The 16,434-nt window shown below is 64.9% G+C and carries 18 protein-coding genes; 6 read left to right on the plus strand and 12 right to left on the minus strand.

Translation table 11 applies throughout. The features are described from left to right. Window positions 1-37: 37 nt before the first annotated feature. The 6 genes from ACZ5BT_RS10840 to ACZ5BT_RS10865 all read right to left on the minus strand — a co-directional run bounded on the left by ACZ5BT_RS10840 (window position 38) and on the right by ACZ5BT_RS10865 (window position 4,567). Window positions 38-493 carry a c-type cytochrome gene (locus ACZ5BT_RS10840; RefSeq protein ID WP_464884602.1) on the minus strand — a complete coding sequence of 152 codons (456 nt, stop codon included), beginning with the start codon at window positions 491-493 and terminating at the stop codon, window positions 38-40. Between the two features lie 60 nt (window positions 494-553). Continuing rightward, window positions 554-1,333 carry a hypothetical protein gene (locus tag ACZ5BT_RS10845; RefSeq protein WP_464884603.1) on the minus strand — a complete coding sequence of 260 codons (780 nt, stop codon included), beginning with the start codon at window positions 1,331-1,333 and terminating at the stop codon, window positions 554-556. Window positions 1,334-1,356: 23 nt separating this feature from the next. Continuing rightward, entirely contained in the window at window positions 1,357-1,914 is a 558-nt protein-coding gene (locus ACZ5BT_RS10850) for a hypothetical protein (protein WP_464884604.1), read from the minus strand. A gap of 18 nt (window positions 1,915-1,932) precedes the next feature. Further along, the gene (locus ACZ5BT_RS10855) at window positions 1,933-3,273 is read right to left on the minus strand and encodes a hypothetical protein (protein ID WP_464884605.1); all 1,341 of its coding nucleotides are present in this window, start codon (window positions 3,271-3,273) and stop codon (window positions 1,933-1,935) included. Between the two features lie 71 nt (window positions 3,274-3,344). Then, the gene (locus ACZ5BT_RS10860; RefSeq protein ID WP_464884606.1) at window positions 3,345-3,833 is read right to left on the minus strand and encodes a crossover junction endodeoxyribonuclease RuvC; all 489 of its coding nucleotides are present in this window, start codon (window positions 3,831-3,833) and stop codon (window positions 3,345-3,347) included. Further along, on the minus strand, window positions 3,830-4,567 hold the full coding sequence (locus ACZ5BT_RS10865) for a YebC/PmpR family DNA-binding transcriptional regulator (RefSeq protein WP_464884607.1): 738 nt from the start codon (window positions 4,565-4,567) through the stop codon (window positions 3,830-3,832). Before ACZ5BT_RS10865 ends, ACZ5BT_RS10860 begins: the two co-directional genes overlap by 4 nt. Before the next feature lie 18 nt (window positions 4,568-4,585). Here ACZ5BT_RS10865 and ACZ5BT_RS10870 point away from each other — a divergent pair, with 18 nt between their 5' ends. Beyond that, a complete protein-coding gene (locus ACZ5BT_RS10870) occupies window positions 4,586-5,227 on the plus strand; it encodes a ComF family protein (RefSeq protein ID WP_464884608.1) in 642 nt (213 codons plus the stop codon). Further along, complete coding sequence (locus ACZ5BT_RS10875; protein WP_464884609.1) at window positions 5,224-5,619, plus strand: DUF4258 domain-containing protein; 396 nt, start codon at window positions 5,224-5,226, stop codon at window positions 5,617-5,619. Before ACZ5BT_RS10870 ends, ACZ5BT_RS10875 begins: the two co-directional genes overlap by 4 nt. A 7-nt stretch (window positions 5,620-5,626) precedes the next feature. Here ACZ5BT_RS10875 and ribF read toward each other — a convergent pair whose 3' ends face one another. Both ribF and ACZ5BT_RS10885 read right to left on the minus strand, forming a co-directional pair. Beyond that, the gene (ribF, locus tag ACZ5BT_RS10880) at window positions 5,627-6,529 is read right to left on the minus strand and encodes a riboflavin biosynthesis protein RibF (protein WP_464885823.1); all 903 of its coding nucleotides are present in this window, start codon (window positions 6,527-6,529) and stop codon (window positions 5,627-5,629) included. After that, complete coding sequence (locus ACZ5BT_RS10885; protein ID WP_464884610.1) at window positions 6,529-7,011, minus strand: NUDIX domain-containing protein; 483 nt, start codon at window positions 7,009-7,011, stop codon at window positions 6,529-6,531. Before ACZ5BT_RS10885 ends, ribF begins: the two co-directional genes overlap by 1 nt. Before the next feature lie 25 nt (window positions 7,012-7,036). On the opposite strand from ACZ5BT_RS10885, the gene ACZ5BT_RS10890 reads away from it, so the two are divergent. The 3 genes from ACZ5BT_RS10890 to lnt all read left to right on the plus strand — a co-directional run bounded on the left by ACZ5BT_RS10890 (window position 7,037) and on the right by lnt (window position 10,985). Further along, window positions 7,037-8,440 carry an amidohydrolase gene (locus ACZ5BT_RS10890; protein WP_464884611.1) on the plus strand — a complete coding sequence of 468 codons (1,404 nt, stop codon included), beginning with the start codon at window positions 7,037-7,039 and terminating at the stop codon, window positions 8,438-8,440. Continuing rightward, the gene (queG, locus tag ACZ5BT_RS10895) at window positions 8,430-9,554 is read left to right on the plus strand and encodes a tRNA epoxyqueuosine(34) reductase QueG (RefSeq protein ID WP_464884612.1); all 1,125 of its coding nucleotides are present in this window, start codon (window positions 8,430-8,432) and stop codon (window positions 9,552-9,554) included. Before ACZ5BT_RS10890 ends, queG begins: the two co-directional genes overlap by 11 nt. A gap of 81 nt (window positions 9,555-9,635) precedes the next feature. Then, entirely contained in the window at window positions 9,636-10,985 is a 1,350-nt protein-coding gene (gene lnt, locus ACZ5BT_RS10900) for an apolipoprotein N-acyltransferase (RefSeq protein WP_464884613.1), read from the plus strand. Here lnt and ACZ5BT_RS10905 read toward each other — a convergent pair. Continuing rightward, entirely contained in the window at window positions 10,939-12,648 is a 1,710-nt protein-coding gene (locus ACZ5BT_RS10905; protein ID WP_464884614.1) for an aldehyde ferredoxin oxidoreductase C-terminal domain-containing protein, read from the minus strand. The two genes, lnt and ACZ5BT_RS10905, sit on opposite strands and share 47 nt — an antisense overlap. A 42-nt stretch (window positions 12,649-12,690) precedes the next feature. On the opposite strand from ACZ5BT_RS10905, the gene mnmC2 reads away from it, so the two are divergent. After that, window positions 12,691-13,347: a tRNA (5-methylaminomethyl-2-thiouridine)(34)-methyltransferase MnmC2 gene (gene mnmC2 / locus ACZ5BT_RS10910; RefSeq protein ID WP_464884615.1), complete on the plus strand. Its 657-nt coding sequence runs from the start codon at window positions 12,691-12,693 to the stop codon at window positions 13,345-13,347. Here the strand turns inward: mnmC2 and ACZ5BT_RS10915 are convergent. From ACZ5BT_RS10915 to ACZ5BT_RS10925, 3 genes are read right to left on the minus strand one after another with little or no spacing between them, the layout of a single operon-like run. After that, the gene (locus ACZ5BT_RS10915; RefSeq protein WP_464884616.1) at window positions 13,322-14,476 is read right to left on the minus strand and encodes a polysaccharide deacetylase family protein; all 1,155 of its coding nucleotides are present in this window, start codon (window positions 14,474-14,476) and stop codon (window positions 13,322-13,324) included. The two genes, mnmC2 and ACZ5BT_RS10915, sit on opposite strands and share 26 nt — an antisense overlap. Further along, on the minus strand, window positions 14,446-15,606 hold the full coding sequence (locus ACZ5BT_RS10920) for an MFS transporter (RefSeq protein WP_464884617.1): 1,161 nt from the start codon (window positions 15,604-15,606) through the stop codon (window positions 14,446-14,448). The genes ACZ5BT_RS10915 and ACZ5BT_RS10920 overlap by 31 nt, the downstream gene beginning before the upstream one ends. Continuing rightward, entirely contained in the window at window positions 15,603-16,319 is a 717-nt protein-coding gene (locus tag ACZ5BT_RS10925) for a glycosyltransferase family 2 protein (RefSeq protein ID WP_464884618.1), read from the minus strand. The genes ACZ5BT_RS10920 and ACZ5BT_RS10925 overlap by 4 nt, the downstream gene beginning before the upstream one ends. Window positions 16,320-16,434: the final 115 nt, after the last annotated feature.

Consider the following 16,434-nt stretch of genomic DNA (forward strand, 5'->3'; position numbering starts at 1 on the left):
GGCCCTGGCGGGGGCCGCACGTCCTCACGATCGGGGCCTACTCGCCGCTCAACGCTTTCCACTCGGCGTAGACCTGTTGTGGCGTGAGCGACTTCTTACGTTCCCGGGCCACGTCTTCTGCCTTAAAGCCCTGGAAGTCCTTCGGAAGAAGCTTGTCGTTGCCCCAGGCCTTGGTGATGTAGTCGAGCACGGCAGCGATTTGTTCATCAGAAAGGCGGGGGCCAAACGGGGGCATGATCCCGTTATATGTAGCGCCGCCGGCGGTGATCTGACCCTGCAGGCCGAACAGGACCACGTGGATCAGAAAATCAATCCCCTTTTCACCTTTGGCGGCATATTCCGGAGCCTCCTCCACTAGGGGAGGAAAGGCGCCGGGGAGCCCCTTTCCGTTTGCCTGGTGGCAGGCTGCGCAGTACTGCTGGTAGACTTGCTGGCCGCTCGCGGCAAAAGCCACCGCGCCTAGGGCAACCATGAAGATGAGCGCCCTTCGCATATCCATCCACCTCCCTCGCGCCCATAATACAGAATGAAGCCAAAGTCTAGTGCTGACCGGTTAGAAGAAGTAGACCAGGAGCTTCAGTGAACGGAACGCGTAGCTAATTTGGCCATCGACCTTAACGCCCCAAACCTCGATCGAAGGTTGGCCGTAGAGGACCGTGGTCTGGCAGCTCGAATTCTGGGTATCAAAGGTTGCGTTTAATGGACTGCCTTGCTGGGTTGTCAACTTGAGGCCAACGTAGAGGCTGCCGCCGGTGCTAAGAGCCTGCAGGAGGCTTTGAGTGTCGAGAGAAATGGTGCCCTTTAAACCTTGGTTCAGCTGAGACAGATCAACCGTTTGGGCTTGGCCAAGCGGGCTGTTCCAGAGGTCAGCTTGGGTTGTAGCCATGTAGAGCTGGGCGGTGAGGATGCCACCAAGACTTTGGAGGCAGGTGCCGGAAAAACCGACATCGACCTCATAGCTCACCTCGAGCCGCTTTGGGCTTGCGGGGAGGGCGACGGTCCCCAGGGAAATCTGTGTCCCTTGGTTATCGGGAAGGTAGAGCCCAGTGCTCAGGTCCAGGACGTAGCTCAGTCCATTAGGAAAATCGCTGCTTGGCCAGGTTGGGTAGGTTGTTGTGTCGTAAAAGATATCTCCGCTGCTTGGAAGCCCGTTGTTGTCCTTGTCTGTGAACAGTGGAACTGCTGAGCCCACTGCATCCGCGATGCTGTATGCTCCACTTTTGACTGTACTCGGGAGCAATGACACGAGGTCGATGGTGATCGGGGGCAGGTTGCAGGCGGTGAGCAGGAAGAGGGTGAGCGCCCCGAGCCCAAAGAGTCTTGTTCGTCGCATACCGAAAACCTCCTATCCGTGGCTTACAGCTGGGTGGGGATGGCGTTGAAGGGGTGCGCTTTGACCTCGAGGGTTAGTTTGGTGATTGTGATGTCTACCGTTCCGCTCCCGCTCAGAGTGAGTTTCACGGCGACTGCAGCCCCTGATTGCAGCGACGAGATAATGCTCTTTAAATCGAAGGGCGTGGTATTAACTGGACCTGTGCTGGTGATCTGAAAGCTATACGTTTTGAAGGCATTGGCGCAAACATCGGTCGTGCCAGTAGGGGCGAAACATACCTGTACGTCAACAGTTGGCATCGTCGTTGATCCGCTGGGAAGGCTCGCGTTCAGCGCAAGCGAAAGGGTGGCGGAATCAATGGCGTTAATCACGTTGTCAGGAAGAGGGATGGAAAGTTCTTGCCCATTTGCCGATGGGAGGGTGATTGTGTTGCTTCCCGTGTTGCTCAGCGTAAACTGTGTACTCTCCCCGCTTGCTTCAATCAGTGACAACACGTCGACATTCACCACGTACGCCGTGCGCCCGCTGCAGGCGCTGAGGAGCAGAGCCAGGAAGAGGGCCAGGATCGAGAGCTTTTTCATTGCAATTCACCCCGCTTTCTAAAAGCCCACGCTCATCGCGATACCGTAGACCGTTTCCCCGCTGATGGGAGCGCTGTGGGTGGTGAGCGCCAGGTCGATGGTGCTTCCGCCGAGGTCGAAACCGGCGCCGAGACCGAAGCGGGTTCCGTTTTCAAGTCCCACCCCACCCCGGAGCACGATCGGGCCGAGGTCATATTCGATGCCGGCGTGGGCGCTTGTGGTGCCGCTCGCATCAAGGCTCGCGTCGGCGGCGACGAGGAGGGTGCCCATCGGCCCGAGGGGTAGGGGCATGGCTCCGTTAACGAAGTACCGGGGCGCGCTACCGGTAAAGGTGATGGTTTTTGCCACCGGTGCGCTGGTCGGGGTGGTGCCGTCAAAGGTTTGTTGCTGACCCTGCCAGGTCGCCATGTTCATGAGATTGGTGACGCCAAAGCCAACAACGGCCCCGGCGAGCTGGACCGCCACACCGGCGTCCACCTGGCCCCCGTAGCCGTACCCCTGCCCGGGGATCACGTAGAAGGCGTCGGTGGTTTGGGTGCTGCCATTTGGCAGGCCGTTATTATCGGTCGTGACCTCAACCGTGGTCTTGGCGTCGGCGTAGGCCAGGCCGAGGAAGGTCCTCCCCCGGGCGCCGAGGTAGACCTCTCCGCCGAGCGGCAGGGGCACGGGCAGGGCGCCAGCGTAGGTGAAGTCGAGGTTGACGCCGGCGCTCGCGGTGGCGCTGGCCTTTAGGGTGTAGGTCGTGTTCGGCTGCAACGATTGGTTCAGGATCGCGTTGATGAGGTCGGAGTTGGGGTCGAGGCCAAAGTCATTGAGCCCCACGAAGATGCCCAGATCGATCGAGAAGTTGGGGTCAGTGCTCAGGGGAAACTGAAGCAGGGGCGAAGGGGTCAGGATCGAGCGGCTTTCGCGGGTCGAGGTGCTTTGGGTGCCGAAGAAGTTAAGGTTGATCGGGTTGCCCTGGCCGTCGGTGAGCGTGATGCCGCCAGCGTCGATGCTGATTCGAACCTCGTCGGGGCTTTTCGCCGGGTTGATCAGGAAGCTGTCGAGGTGGGTCAGCTGGTCGAAGGCGCTGAGCAGGTCAAAGCTGGAGATGAAGGTGTTGGGGTCGATGAAGTAGTAGAGCGGGCTGCGGTCGGGCATGAGGAAGCCCAAAAGGCCGACCGGCACGCTCCAGGCTTCCCGGGGGAAGGGGTCCGGCATCGCCGCGTAGGCCGGGTTATAGATTGCCGCCGAAGGGCCGGGTAGGATCGTGCCGCCAAGACCGGCGTTCCGGACCGAATTTGCGAATGAGAACGGGAACGAGAAGAGGAAAAGCAGCGCAAGGAGCCTCACCACCAGTGCGGGTTTTCGAGCCATGGTCACCTCCTGTTTCTTTATGCTAAGCATACTTTCCCGATAATGATGGGGCAACTGTCACATACCGGGGTTTACATGGGCTCGGGTGGGATCTGGTTTTGGAAGAGGTGGGTGAGGGCGACCGCCAGAGCGTCGGCGGCGTGGCTCGGGGAAGGAGGGCGCTTCATCTTCAGGAGCACGCGCACCATGTAGGCCACCTGGTCCTTGCTTGCCCGACCGGCGCCAACGAGGGCCTTTTTGATCTGCATCGGCCCGTAAGCATAAACCGGGAGTCCGGCGAGATCGGCTGCTGCCAGAACGGCGCCGACCGCCCAGCCCACCTGGAACGCGCGTTCGTTTTGGCGGTAGAAGTACTGGGCCTCGAGGGCCACCACCTCCGGGCGGTGGGTTTGGATGACCTCCGACACCACCCGGAAGAGCTTGCCCACGCGCTGGGGGGCGGGCATCTTGGGGGTGGTGGTCACCACCGTGGCCTCGAGGAGCCGAGGGTCTTTGGCGTCACCCCCGACCACCCCGAGACCCAAGTTCGTAATGCCCGGGTCAACCCCGAGGACGATCATCCGCTGACCGGAACCGACTCCGGGTCGAGGTTGGTGTAGACGTTCTGTACGTCGTCGAGTTCCTCCAGGGCCTCGACCAGGCGGAGCACCTTGCCCGCGTCTTCGGGGGAAAGGCTCACCGTGTTCTGGGGGATCATCGTAATCTCGGCGCTCTCGGGTTTTTTCCCGGCCTCTTCCAGCGCCTGCGCGACCCGGTAGACCTCACTTGGCGCCACGTAGATTTCGAGGACGTCGCCGGAGATGTCGATGTCCTCGGCGCCTAGTTCAATCGCCAGTTCCTGGGCGGCTTCGCTGGTGTCCTTGATCACAACGAGACCGCGCCGTTCGAACTGCCAGGCGACCGACCCCGAGCTTCCCAGGGAACCCCCGTGTTTGCCAAAGACGTGCCGGACTTCACCCGCGGTGCGGTTTCTGTTATCGGTCAGTGCCAGCACCAGCACCGCCACCCCACCCGGGGCGTAGCCTTCGTAGCTGATCTCCTCAAACTGGGTTGCCCCCTCGCCTTCCCCGCGCAGCTTGGCCAGAAGGCGCTCGATGTTCTCGAGGGGCACATCGTCCCGGCGCGCGGCCTCGATCGCGTTTCGCAGCGCCACGTTGGCTTGGGGATCTGGGCCACCTCCACTCCTGGCTGCCGCTTGGATGGCACGCAAGTGTTTGGTGATCAACTTGCCACGCTTCGCGTCGTTGGCTGCTTTCTTCCGTTTGATCTGGGCCCATTTGCTGTGGCCTGCCATACGGGATCATTATAGGCGGTGATGAAGTTGGACCTCGAGGCGTTCTTTGCCTTGAATTGCCCGAGTTGCGGCGCTCGGCTCGACCGTCGCGGGCTTTGCAGCGCCTGCTTGGCGTCGCTTTTTCCCGAGCGGCGCGGCGGCGCGGTGTATCTTGGACGTTACGCCCGTCTCGAACGCCTCGTGAAAGCGGTGAAATACCGCCAGCACTGGGCGGCGCTCGAGGTGGTGGCCGAGCGGCTCGGCGCCAGGGTGCGGGCCACCGACTGGCCGCTTTCGGCTGTGACCTTCGTGCCCACCTTTTTCTGGCGGGCCTGGAGGCGTGGCGGATACACGCCGGGCCTCTTGGCGAGCGCCGTCGGCGATGCCCTCGGGCTGCCGGTGCGGCGGGCCCTGCGGCGGGTTCGTTACACTCCGAGCCAGACCCGTCGCACCCTTCGCAAAGAGCTGCCGCAGGTCTTCCTCGCTAGGCCGTCTGGTCCAGAGGCCTGGCTTTTGGTCGACGACGTCTACACCTCGGGGACGACCTTTCGCCGTGCGGCCCAGGCCCTTTTGGACGCCGGGGCCAAAGAGGTGTATGGTTTGTTCATCGCTGTGGCCGATCCCGCGCGCCTCGATCCGCTCCCATACCGGCGGGACCGGCATTCGAGGGAGGGCCAATGAAGCGTTTTCGCCGCCTTTCCGATCTCATCCCCTACATCCGGGAAGGGCGCTACCGCCTCGGGCCTCACGTGGCGCACCACATGCGCCACGAGGGTTTTACCGAGCTCGATGTGGTCCGGGCCATCGAGTACGGGCGCGAACTGGCCGTGTATCCAGAGGACGCCCGTATGCTGGTGCTCGGCTACATCGTCGTGAGCCCCCGGCTGAAGCTCCCGTTGCACGTGGTGCTCGAGTACGCCAAACCCCGCTTCGTCGACGTCGTGACCGCGTTCATTCCCCGGCATCCGCACCAGGTGTATTCCCGGGCCCGGCTGGCGGCCATCGTTCGCTTCGACGGGCAGCGCGAGATGGTGGAATGGGTCGCGCCGAGCCGGGGTTCTCGGCGCGGGTAGTTCTTGCTCAATTCGAGTGGGTGCTTCGGCCGTAGAGGTGGCGGTGCGCCGCCTCGATGTCGCGTTGGATCTGGGCTTTGAGGGCCTTTAGGCCTTCAAAGCGCTGCTCCGGGCGGAGGCGCTTGAGGAAGGTGACGCTCAGCTCCTGGCCGTAGATGTCACCGACGGGGGCGAAGATGTGCACCTCGAGACGTTTTTCCTTGCCCTGTAGCGTCGGGCGGGTGCCGACGTTGGCCACGCCGCCAAAAAGGTCATCGCCGCGCCTGACACGAACGGCGAACACCCCGGGTGGCAGGACCTTTTGCGGTGGCGTTTCCAGGTTCGCGGTCGGGTAGCCCAGGGTTTTGCCAAGCCCCTCGCCCCGGACCACGATGCCCCGGATCTCATAAGGCCGGCCGAGGAGGTGCCTTGCCAGCTCGACCTCGCCGGCCTCGAGGAGCTTTCGAATCCGCGTCGACTTGACCGGGGCCCCTTGGAGGCAAAGAAGGGGGACGGTTTCGGTGGGGGCGACCTGGCGGAGGTCGTCGGGGCTTCCTTGGCGTCCCCGGCCAAAGCGAAAATCCTCTCCCACCACGATTCGCTCCGGCTCAAGGCGCTTGAGGTCCTCGAGGAAGCCCGTTTTTGATCGGGCGGCGAACTCAGCGTTAAAGGGGACGGCGAGGACCAGGTCGGCCCCGGCCTGGGCCAGGAGCTCAGCTTTTTCGCTCAAGGTGGAGAGGACGGGAACGCCCTTGGTGAAGACTTTGGTCGGCGGGTCGAAGGTGTAGACCAAAAGGGGGATGCCCGAGGCTTTGGAAAGGCGTTTCGCCTGGCTCAAAAGGGCGCGGTGGCCAAGGTGAACGCCGTCAAAGCTGCCGATCGCCACGATCTTCTTACCTTTGGGTGCGTCTGAGATGTCGTTGATCAGGATCATGTTATCCCCAGAGTCAAAAGCCCGGCGACCGTGGGGCCGCTGGTGATGATCTCGCCGCGGCGGATCCCGTCGAGAAAGGCCCTGGCGTCAAGCCAGAGCACCTCGATCGCCTCACCGGGATCCGGGGGGCGTTTTTGGGGCGTGAGGTGGGTGGCTTTGAGGAGGTGGATGTACTCGTCGCAAAAACCGGGGCTGGTGTAAAAGCCGAGCAAGGGCTCGAGTTTCGCATCGAATCCGGCTTCTTCCATCAGCTCCCGGCGCGCGGCGTCTTCTGGGGTCTCGCCCGGCTCGATGAGGCCGGCCGGCAGCTCGATCGTTTCCCGCCCGATCGCCACCCGGTACTGCTTCACCGCCAGGACCTTGCCTTCGCGGAGCGCGAGCACCGCGACCGCGTCACGGTGCTCGACCACTTCCCAGTGCCCGTCCTCGAGGGCAAGGTTCAAAATTTTTCCCCGATAGAGGTAATCCCGCCGTCCCAAAGCTTTCTTAGTATAGGGTGTTGACGTGATTGTTGAGGGAAAGCTCCTCGGTGTTCGTGGCTTTACCGAGCGGCTCGGTCTCTGGATCGATGGCGGGCGGATTCGTGAAGTGGCACCGCTCACCGAGCTCCGGGCCAGATTTCCAGCCGCCCGCGTCCATCGCGTTGAATGGATCACGCCGGGGCTCGCCGACGCCCACGTCCACCCGCTGCAGTTCGGGGCTCGCATGCGGGAGCTCGACCTCTCCGGTTTGCAGGCGCCGAGCCCGGTGCTGGAGTGCGTTCGGGCATTTCTGACCGACCGGCCGGGGGCGCGCTGGGTGGTGGGGGGCGGCTTTCTTTTCCGGGAAAAACCGGTGCGGCGCTGGCTGGATGACCTTGGGGGCGACCGGTTCATCGTGCTCCGCTCCCGCGATCTCCACGCCGCCTGGGTCAACGAAAACGCCTTGCGGGCGGCCGGTTTCTCACCAAGCTCGCCCTGGGTCGATTGGGAAGCCGGCTGGGTGGTCGAGCGAGGGCTGGAGGCGTTACGCAAGGTCATGCCCAAGCCTTCGAAGGAAGATCTTCTCGTCGGGTTTTTGGAGTTTGCCCGGCGTGGTTACACCGCGGTTCACACCATGGCCGCCGAACCGTTCGAGACGCTTTCCTGGGCCCTTGGCCTAGAGCTTCCGGTGCGGGTTTGGTGGGCGGTTCCCCGGGGCGCGTGGCGCGAAGTCGAGCCGGGGTGGAAGAACTCGAGGCTCTTTTTGGGGGGCGTCAAGTTCTTCGCCGACGGGGCTCTGGGCTCCCGGACCGCCTGGATGACGGCGGCTTACCCGGACGGTTCCTACGGTATGGCGGTGGACAGCGTGGAGGAGATCCTGGAGGAAGGGCGCTCGGCGCTCCAGGCCGGTTACACCCTCGCCGTGCACGCCATTGGAAGTCGGGCCGTGGCCGGGGTGGTCCGGGCGTTCAGGGCCCTCCGGTCCCATGCCCGGAGGCCGCTTCGCCTGGAGCACGCGCAGCATCTCGACGACGAAACCCTGGCCGGGATGCGGGGCTTGCCGCTCGCCGTCTCCATGCAGCCGGTTCACCTGGCTGGCGATGCCGATCTCATCGCCAGCTTTTTCCCGGACCGTCGCCATGAAGCCTACCGCTTCAAAAGCCTTTCCCGCGTCGCCCCGCTCGCTTTCGGCTCGGACGCTCCGGTTGCCCCGCCCGACTGGGGACAAACGCTCGCCGAGGCCACCCACCACCGGCTGAGTCCCACTGAGTCGCTGACCTTCGAGGACGCACTTTTCGCCATGACCCGGGGCCCTGCCCTGGCTGCGGGCTGGCGAAAGTACGGTCTGATCGCGCCCGGCGCCCTGGCCGATCTCGGGCTTTGGGAAGGCGGTCGGCTCGTGGCCCGGGTTTTCGACGGGGTGCTGGAGGACGTGGGTGCGGCGTGAGGCCGTCCGGGAGCGGCTCGAGGCGACGGCGCGTCGGTTGGGACTGGATTTTTCCTGGACGCCGCTTGAGATTCCCCGGCGCGACCGGCAGCGTCTGGCTTGGTGGCTGCAAAATGGCATGCATGCCGGCATGGACTACCTCCATCGCACCCGGTTGGTGCGGATGGACCCGCGGGCCACTCGCTTTCCCTGGGCGAGGAGCGCGCTTTTGCTTTGGGCCCCGTATGCCTACGAGGATCCTGGAGTCCCGGAAGGTGGGATCCGGATCGGCCGCGTGGCCCGCTACGCCTGGTGCCCCGACTATCACCTGGCGCTTGAGGCGGCGCTTTCGGACCTTGAATCCGAGGCCCGCCGGCTTGGGCTTTTGGCCAAAGGCTACGTCGATCACGGTCCACTTTTGGAGCGAACGCTCGCCAGGCGTGCCGGGATCGGCTGGCAGGGCAAGAACACCCTCATCCTGCGGGAAGGGGAGGGGAGCTATGCTTTTTTGGCGGTGCTCCTGACCGGCCTCGAGATCGAGCCCCGGGCCCCGGCCCCGCCGCGCTGCGGGCGTTGCGTGGCCTGTCATGAGGTTTGCCCCACCGGGGCTTTGGCCTTGGATCAATCCGGAAGCGCCTATCTCGATGCCCGGCTTTGCATCAGCTACTGGACCATCGAGCACCGCCACGACGTTCCCGAAGCGCTCTGGTCGAAGATTGGTGGCTGGTTCTTTGGCTGCGACGACTGTCAATCGGCCTGCCCCTGGAACCGCTTCGCTGCGAAGAAGGGGGCCTGGCCACGGTTGCGGCCGGATCCGGAACTCGCCCACCCCGACCTGCGATCCTTTTTCGGCCTTTCTCAGCGGGCCTTCCGGCGGCGGTTCGAGGGCACGCCGTTTGCCCGAACCGGGCGCGTGGCCATGGCGAGAAATGCCCTGATCGTGAGCGGCAACCTGCGAGATCCGGCCGCCATGCCCATTGTCCGGATGGGAATGGAAGATCCAAGCCCGGTGGTCCGCCGGGCGGCCGCTCGCGCGCTCTATGCCTTCGGCGAGCGACGCGAGCTCTTAAGGCTGGCTCGAGATTCCGACCTCGAGGTGGCAACGCTGGCCCGTCGTCTGTACGACCGGCTTTGACGATCCTGCCGCGGCCGCGGCGCCCCAGGCCGTCGCCCTGCCCTCGGCGTTCTCATCGGCACCCCTTTTATGCTCGAAGGCGTGCGAAGCGGCCTTGCCCTTGGGCTCGGGATTCTTCTGGCCCTTACCCTGGTGCCCTTCCCCCTCGGTTTTCTAACGCCGGTGGTGCTGGCCTTGGCGCTGGCACGAAACCGCGGCTTTGGCTATGGCATCCTCCTGGGGCTTGGCTTTTGGGCGGTGCACCTCTCCTGGCTGCCGGCGAGCTTTACCCGGTTGTTCGGGCTTTGGGGCGGCGCGCTCTTTATCCCTCTCCTGCTGCTGCTCGCCATGTACTGGGGGGCTCTTTTCGCGCTCGCAAAGCGAGCCCCTCTTGCGGCCATCGGGGTTTGGGTGCTCGGCGAGTACCTCTGGGCTCAGGGGACGCTGGCCTTTCCCTGGGGCTACCTCGGCTATTCGTTGGTGAACGCGCCCGGAGGGGTGATCGCTTCCTGGATCGGGGTCTATGGGCTTTCACTCCTCGTGTTGCTCATCGCCTACGCCCTTTGGCATCGTCGGTGGTGGGTGCTCATCCCCTGGGGCCTGGTATGGCTCTGGCCGCTGCCGCCGGTTCAGGCCGACCAGCAGGCGCTCTTGGTCCAGGGCGGGCTTAGCCCGCTGGAAAAGCTCTCCGGCCGGCAGGTGGGGGCGCGTTACCTTGAACTCACCCGGCAGGGTCTTGCCCAAAATCCCGGGGTTGATCTCGTGGTGTGGCCGGAAACGGCGGTGGCCCGATGGCCCGATGGGGCAGACGAGGTGCTGCTGGCGCGTACGGCCCTCTATGGCACCTGGGGTTCCGATGCCTCAAACCAAGTCCGGCTCAGGCGGGGAGGGAGGGACCTGGCGATTCACGAGAAGACGCGTCTGGTGCCTTTTGGCGAGTTTTTCCCGTGGCGACGCGAGCTTTCCTGGCTCTATGAGTTCGTTTTCGCGCAGCTGGGCTTGCCCTCGCTCGGCGAGGTGCGCCCCGGAATGCGCCTCCGGCCGCTCGAGGTCTACGCCGCCTACGTATGCTACGAGTCCGATTTTCCTTCGGTGGCCCGGACCCTCATCGCCCAGGGGGGACAGCTCCTGGTGAATGTTTCCAACGACGCCTGGTTTTCGGTGGGGATCGGGCGGGCCCAGCACCTGGCCATGGCCCGAATGCGGGCGCTCGAAACCGGGCGCTGGCTCCTCAGGGCGGCCAACGACGGCATCACCGCCAGCATCGACCCCTACGGCCGGGTCGTCGCCCGGGCCCCCGTGGGCGGACCGGCGGTGCTGGTGGCCCCGTACGCGCTTCGCCAGACGGTTACGCCCTATGTCCGCTTCGGCGACGCCCCGGCGCTCGGTGGGGCACTGGTGCTGGTCATCCTTGGCTGGGTCCGAGGAACTTGGACCAGAAGGCGGCGATGACCCCCGGCTCGAGGCGGGCTTTCCGGTTGGTGGGCGGCAGCGCCTCCCGGTAGAAGAAGTCGGGGAGGGCCTCGATCTCGGGGAGACCGGCCTCGTGGTTGAAGGCCCGCTCGAGGCGCAAGACCTCGCGTCCCAGGGATTCCATGTAGCCCTCGGGCGGGCGGACGCCGTGGAGCTGCTCGATAGCGTCGGCCACCGTCGCCTTGGCCTCCCCCGAGATCGCCGCTGACATGTAGCAAAGACCCAGGGCGTCGAGCGCCGCGCTCTTCACCTGGTGGTCAAAGGAGAGCTTCATCACGGCCTCGAGGTCCATATCGAAGGTCTCGGCCCGGGCGGGGTTGCCCGCTGTGTGGTCGGCGCCCTGGGCGCTGGTCATGTAGGTGACGCCCGTGCCTTCGACGACCCTCGGGTCGTAGGCGCTGATGGCCTGCTTGCGCACCGTGGGAATCCGATCGTGGCCGATTGCCTTGCCGAAGCGGTAGGTGCCCTGGGCGAACTTTTTGCCCTCGGGCGTGCCGTGACGCAATTCCTCGGTGACCTCGAGCATCCAACTCAGATCGCCCCACTCGGCCAGACCCGCATCCATGGCCACGGCCAGCGTGGCCCCGAGCTCGATGGTGTCGACACCGAGGTCATTGGCCGCCGCGTTCACCTGGGCGATGGCGTCGAGGTCAGCCAGGCCGCAGTTTGAGCCGACGAGTCCGATGGTCTCGTACTCGAGGGGGCTGACCACCAGCCGGCCATCCCGGTCGGCGAACTGGTTCGAGCAGCGGATGATGCACCCCGGCATGCAGGCGTGGGTGGGGTTGCCCTCGCCATCTCTGGCCAGCAAGAGGGCGCGGAGCGCCTCGCCACCGATGGGGTTTTCCCCCTCCACCAGACGCCCGAGGCGAAAGTTCCGAACTGGCAGGCCGCCGGCGACGTTCTGGTAGTCGGCCATGCCCGCGGTGCCGATTTCGGGGTAATACTTGCCGGTGACAGGACTTTGCCGCAGGATCTTGGCGTAGCTCCGAAGATCCTCGTAGAACTTCTTCTTTTCCCGGGGGGCTTTTCCTGCACCATAAAAGACCAGGGCTTTGACCTTTTTGGCGCCCAGTACCGCCCCCAGCCCGCCGCGTCCGGCGATCCGTCCCGGGAGGCCTTCGGTGTCGGTGACGCTGACCCCGGCCAGGAGACCCTGATACTCTCCCACCGGCCCCACGATCGCCACCGCGGCTTTCGGGTAGCGGCGCCGGAGTTCGGCCACCACCGCGTAGTTGCCCTGGCCGAGGAACTCCCGGCCGTCTTCGAAACGCACGCCGTCGGGCGAGAAGACGAGAACGGTCCAGTCAGGGCTCTGACCTAAAAGCGTAATCCCGGCGATATCCAGCTGGCCCATGGCAAAGGCCACCGTGCCCCCGGAGTTCGATTCCTTGACCCCGCCCGTGAGCGGGCTCCGGGCACCGATCGAGAGCCGGTTGGCGTTGGAAAAGCTGGTGCCCGCCAGGGGGCCGGCGACGAGGACGAAGGGGTTTTCGGGCGCGAGGGGGGCGGCGGTCGCCGCCTTGAGCGCGAGCAGCCGTTCGACGGTCCGGTAACGACCGGCTTTCCAGATCTCGTCCTTAGGCCAGGGTTCTTCCTGGGTCGATTGACCCTCGAGGTTGACCGTGATCCAGCGGCGCATACCGGTATTTTATACGCCGCGGGGTGGGGTAGACTTCTGGTCGTGAAGCTGGTGTGGACCGGCGACGGGAGCCCTTCGCTTTTCCACCCCCGCTACCGGCAAACCTTCCACTCGCATTACGGGGCCCGTTCCCAGGCCGAGCGCGTGTATCTCGGCCTGTCCGGGCTCGCGGCCCTGCCTGAGGCCCAGGTGGTCGAGGTCGGCTTTGGCCTCGGCCTCAACTTTTTGGTCACGCTCGAGCGCTTCCTCGCCCGGGGGGCGAACCTCAGATACCTGGCGTTCGAACCCGATCCGGTGCATCCGGAAATTCTCGACCGCTACTACGGCCTCGTCCCAACCCTTCCCCAGGTTCAAGACGCCATACGCGCGGCCTGGGAAGCCTCCGAGGGCTTTGCGATCGCTGGCCCGGGCTGGAGCCTCGAGGTGCGCTTTGTACCTTTTCAGCCCGGGACGCTGCCCGCTTCGTGGGCCGATGCGATCTACTATGACCCTTTTAGCCCCAGCGCCAACCCTGACGCCTGGCAGAAGGATCTCCTGGCCGAAGCGCGCCGGGGGCTTCGTCATGGGGGTGTGCTCGTGAGCTACGCGGTGGCCGGTTGGGTTCGGCGGGCCCTCGCCGAGGTGGGGTTTTCGGTGGAGAAGGTCCCCGGGGGCCTGGGAAAGCGGGAATGGCTCAGGGCCTGGAATACTTCTGAATGACCTCTTCCCGCTTCATATAGATGAGCTTGGCCTTTCGCCGGAGGCGGGTAGGCTTGAAGTCGGCCTGGTAGAGCCATTCAAACCAGTGTCCCGCCAGGGTGGCCATGATGCCGGGGAGCCCCCGGAGCTCGACGGTGCGAAATCCGAGCCGCCTGGCCCCGGCTTCGAGCGGCGTGGGGCCGAAGACCAGGGCGATCTCGGGATCTGCTCGGACGATTTCGGCGATGGCCTCGAGGTCCCGCCTCAAGGCCTTCAGAACCTGGAACGGCGTGAGCGCGGAAGCCCGCCGGCTGTCGAGGTGAATCTCGAGGGCCCAGGCGCCCTCGGCCACACCCTCGATCTTCGGCCCCCAGTAGCGGACCTTGGCCGCTCGGAAGAGGCCGTCGTGGCTTGGCCTGCACCTGCGTACGCCGCGGCTTTGGTCGTAGCGTTCATCAAAGCCTTGCAGCGCCCGGGCCAGCGCCTGGCGGAAGCCGAGGGGGCGCGCTCCCAGCTCACCGAAGGGGTGGAGGGAAAAGCCCATGGCTTTGAGTTTGGGGATCAGGGCATCGACGAGCTCAGGCGTTTTGGGGACGCCGTCATGGAGAAGGATGACCGACCCTGGGTGAATGTATTCCAGCAATCGCTCGAGGAGTTTTTCCACTGGTTCCGGCCCCCAGTCTTTCGACTCCACGTCCCAAAGTGCGATGCGTCTGTTGAGTCGGCGCGCGATGAGGCGGGTGAGGGGGCTATGGGCGCCGTGGGGGGGTCGGTAGAGGCCGGTGTCGTGGGGCGGAGTGTAGGCGGTATGGCTCCATTCCGTCCAGGGGGCCATGAGAATCGGCGGCCGGTGGATGCGGCCGTGGGATGCGATCTCGTGCCCCGAGGCATGGATCTTCTCGACCAGTTCCGGATTCGCGATCGCCTGTTTCCCGGTGAGGAAGAAGGTGGCCCGAACCCCGTGGCGACTCAAAATCTCAAGCAACGCGGGGGTGGTGATGGGATCGGGTCCGTCGTCGAAGGTCAGGGCCACCCGGGGCCGGTCCCGGGGGCCGTGGGCCAGGGCGCCCCAGCCCATCCAGCGAAACAGGAGGTCGCTGAGGAGGTAGAGGGCGAGGCCTAGGATCGCGAGTATCGCCAGAGCTGCCACAGGTAATACCCTCCGGTGATGGCCATGAGCAAACCGCCGGCGACGAAGGGGCCAGCGGGCCCCCCGAGGTCCCAGGTGAGGCCGCCGATGGTGGGCCCCACGGCGAAACCGAGGGCTTCCACGCTCATCAGCGCTCCCCAGGCGGCGGCACGGTCAGCCTGGGGTAGGGTTTTGACCACGAGCCCGTTCCACCCCGGGAAAAAGAGGCCAAAACCGAGGCCGAGCAAGGCGCCGGCGAGGGCCAGCGGGATGGGCCGAACCCCCAGCGTCATGGGGATGATCCCGATCGCAGCGAATCCGGTGGCGGCGATCAAAAGCCCCGGGATCAGGACATAGCGCGGGTTTTTGTGGTCGGTCCAGCGGGCGGCGCCCGGCAGGACGGAAAGGGCCACGAGACCGCCGACCAAAACGATGAGGATCAGAACTGGAATGCCAAGGTCGATCTTCTTGATGAAAAGGAAGAGGATGGGCGAGAGCAGCCCGGTGGCCATGGTCTGAACGAACGCGGCCGGAACCAGGAGCAAGAACTGCCGCCAGTCGTAGCGCGACCTCGTAAGCCGGGCGGGGTGCGCTTTGAGTGGGGCGAGGCTCGCGCTCACCAGGAGGAGGAGTGCGGCGACCGCGAGCAAGAGCCAGTAAGCCAGGTTGAGGTTCTGACGGGCGATATAGCCGGTGAGGAGCATGGCGCCGCCGAAAGCGGGGCCGATCCCGGCGGTGGCCAGCGTCACCCCCCGGGCCTCCCAACCGGGCCTGCTGTCGCGGCTGACGTAGGTGAGGATCGAGGGCCAGAGCGGGCTGACGGTGATGCCCCAGAGCGCGGAGAGGATGATCATCCAAGCGACGCCACCCCGGGGAAGGGTGACCACAGCGAGGGCGGTCATCAGCCCCGCCGCCAGCATGACCCACCCGAGCCGCACGCGCTCCGAGAGCCAGCCACCGGCGCTTTTGGCGATGGCGTCGGAGAGGTAGTGTGCCGAGGCGATGAGACCGATGACCGAAACGCTCAAGGAGAGCTGTTCGGACGCGAACAAGGGGAAAAAGCCGACGAAAAAGCCGCTTCGCACGATCTCGGTGAGCATTAGCGCGGTGGCAAGGCGCAAGACCGTCCAGGGTCGGTGCCAGGGTATCACCTCGAGGATCCTTTCTCGCGGTCGGCGAAGTAATCGCTCCCGTAGTCTTCGGGCAGTCCGCGCAACCGGCGGTAAACGTTTTTGGCGTGAAGGGCGTACATTCGCCAGCGGCCCTTTTTGAGCCTCCGACCCGAGGTGCGTACCCGCTGGTCGGGGCGGTAGACGAGTCTCCCTCTGCCCTTCAGTTTGAGCGCGAGGTGGATATCCTCGGCAAAGGGGCGGTCGAAGCCGCCGACCTCGAGGGCCTTAGACCGAACCACGGCCATGTTGGCGCCGGCGGGGTTGGGGTGCCCGAACTTCGCGAGCAAACTCAAGAAGAGAGGAAACCCGTAGCGGGCCAGCAGAGTGTCCAAAAGCGGCGCCTCGTAAAACTCAACCGGGCCGTAGCTGATGACCACCGACGGGTCCTGAAAGGCCTCCTGTATGGCTTTGATCCATCCCGAAAGCGGTTGGCTATCGGCGTCGGTAAAGGCAACGACTGGGCTTTTGGCGGCGTTGAGGCCGGCTTGGCGAGCCAGATGGACGCCAGGGGTTTCGACCTGGATCACCCGGGCCCCCATGCGACGCGCCAGCTCTGCGGTTTGGTCGGAAGAGGCGTTGTCGACGACGATTACCTCATCGGGTGGGGGAGATTGTGAGAAGATCGCGGCCAGGCAGGCCCCGATGTAGGCTTCTTCGTTGCGGGCGGGAACCACGACGGAGACTCCGACCACGCGGCCGATTATAACCGCGCTTCGAACGACTCTGACGCGGCCATGCCACGGCGGCGACCCGAGAAAACGTGAACGGCGGCCGATTTCCCCCTGGCATGCCGGGATGCTCGCGTAA

The organism is Vulcanithermus mediatlanticus, from assembly GCF_055385885.1.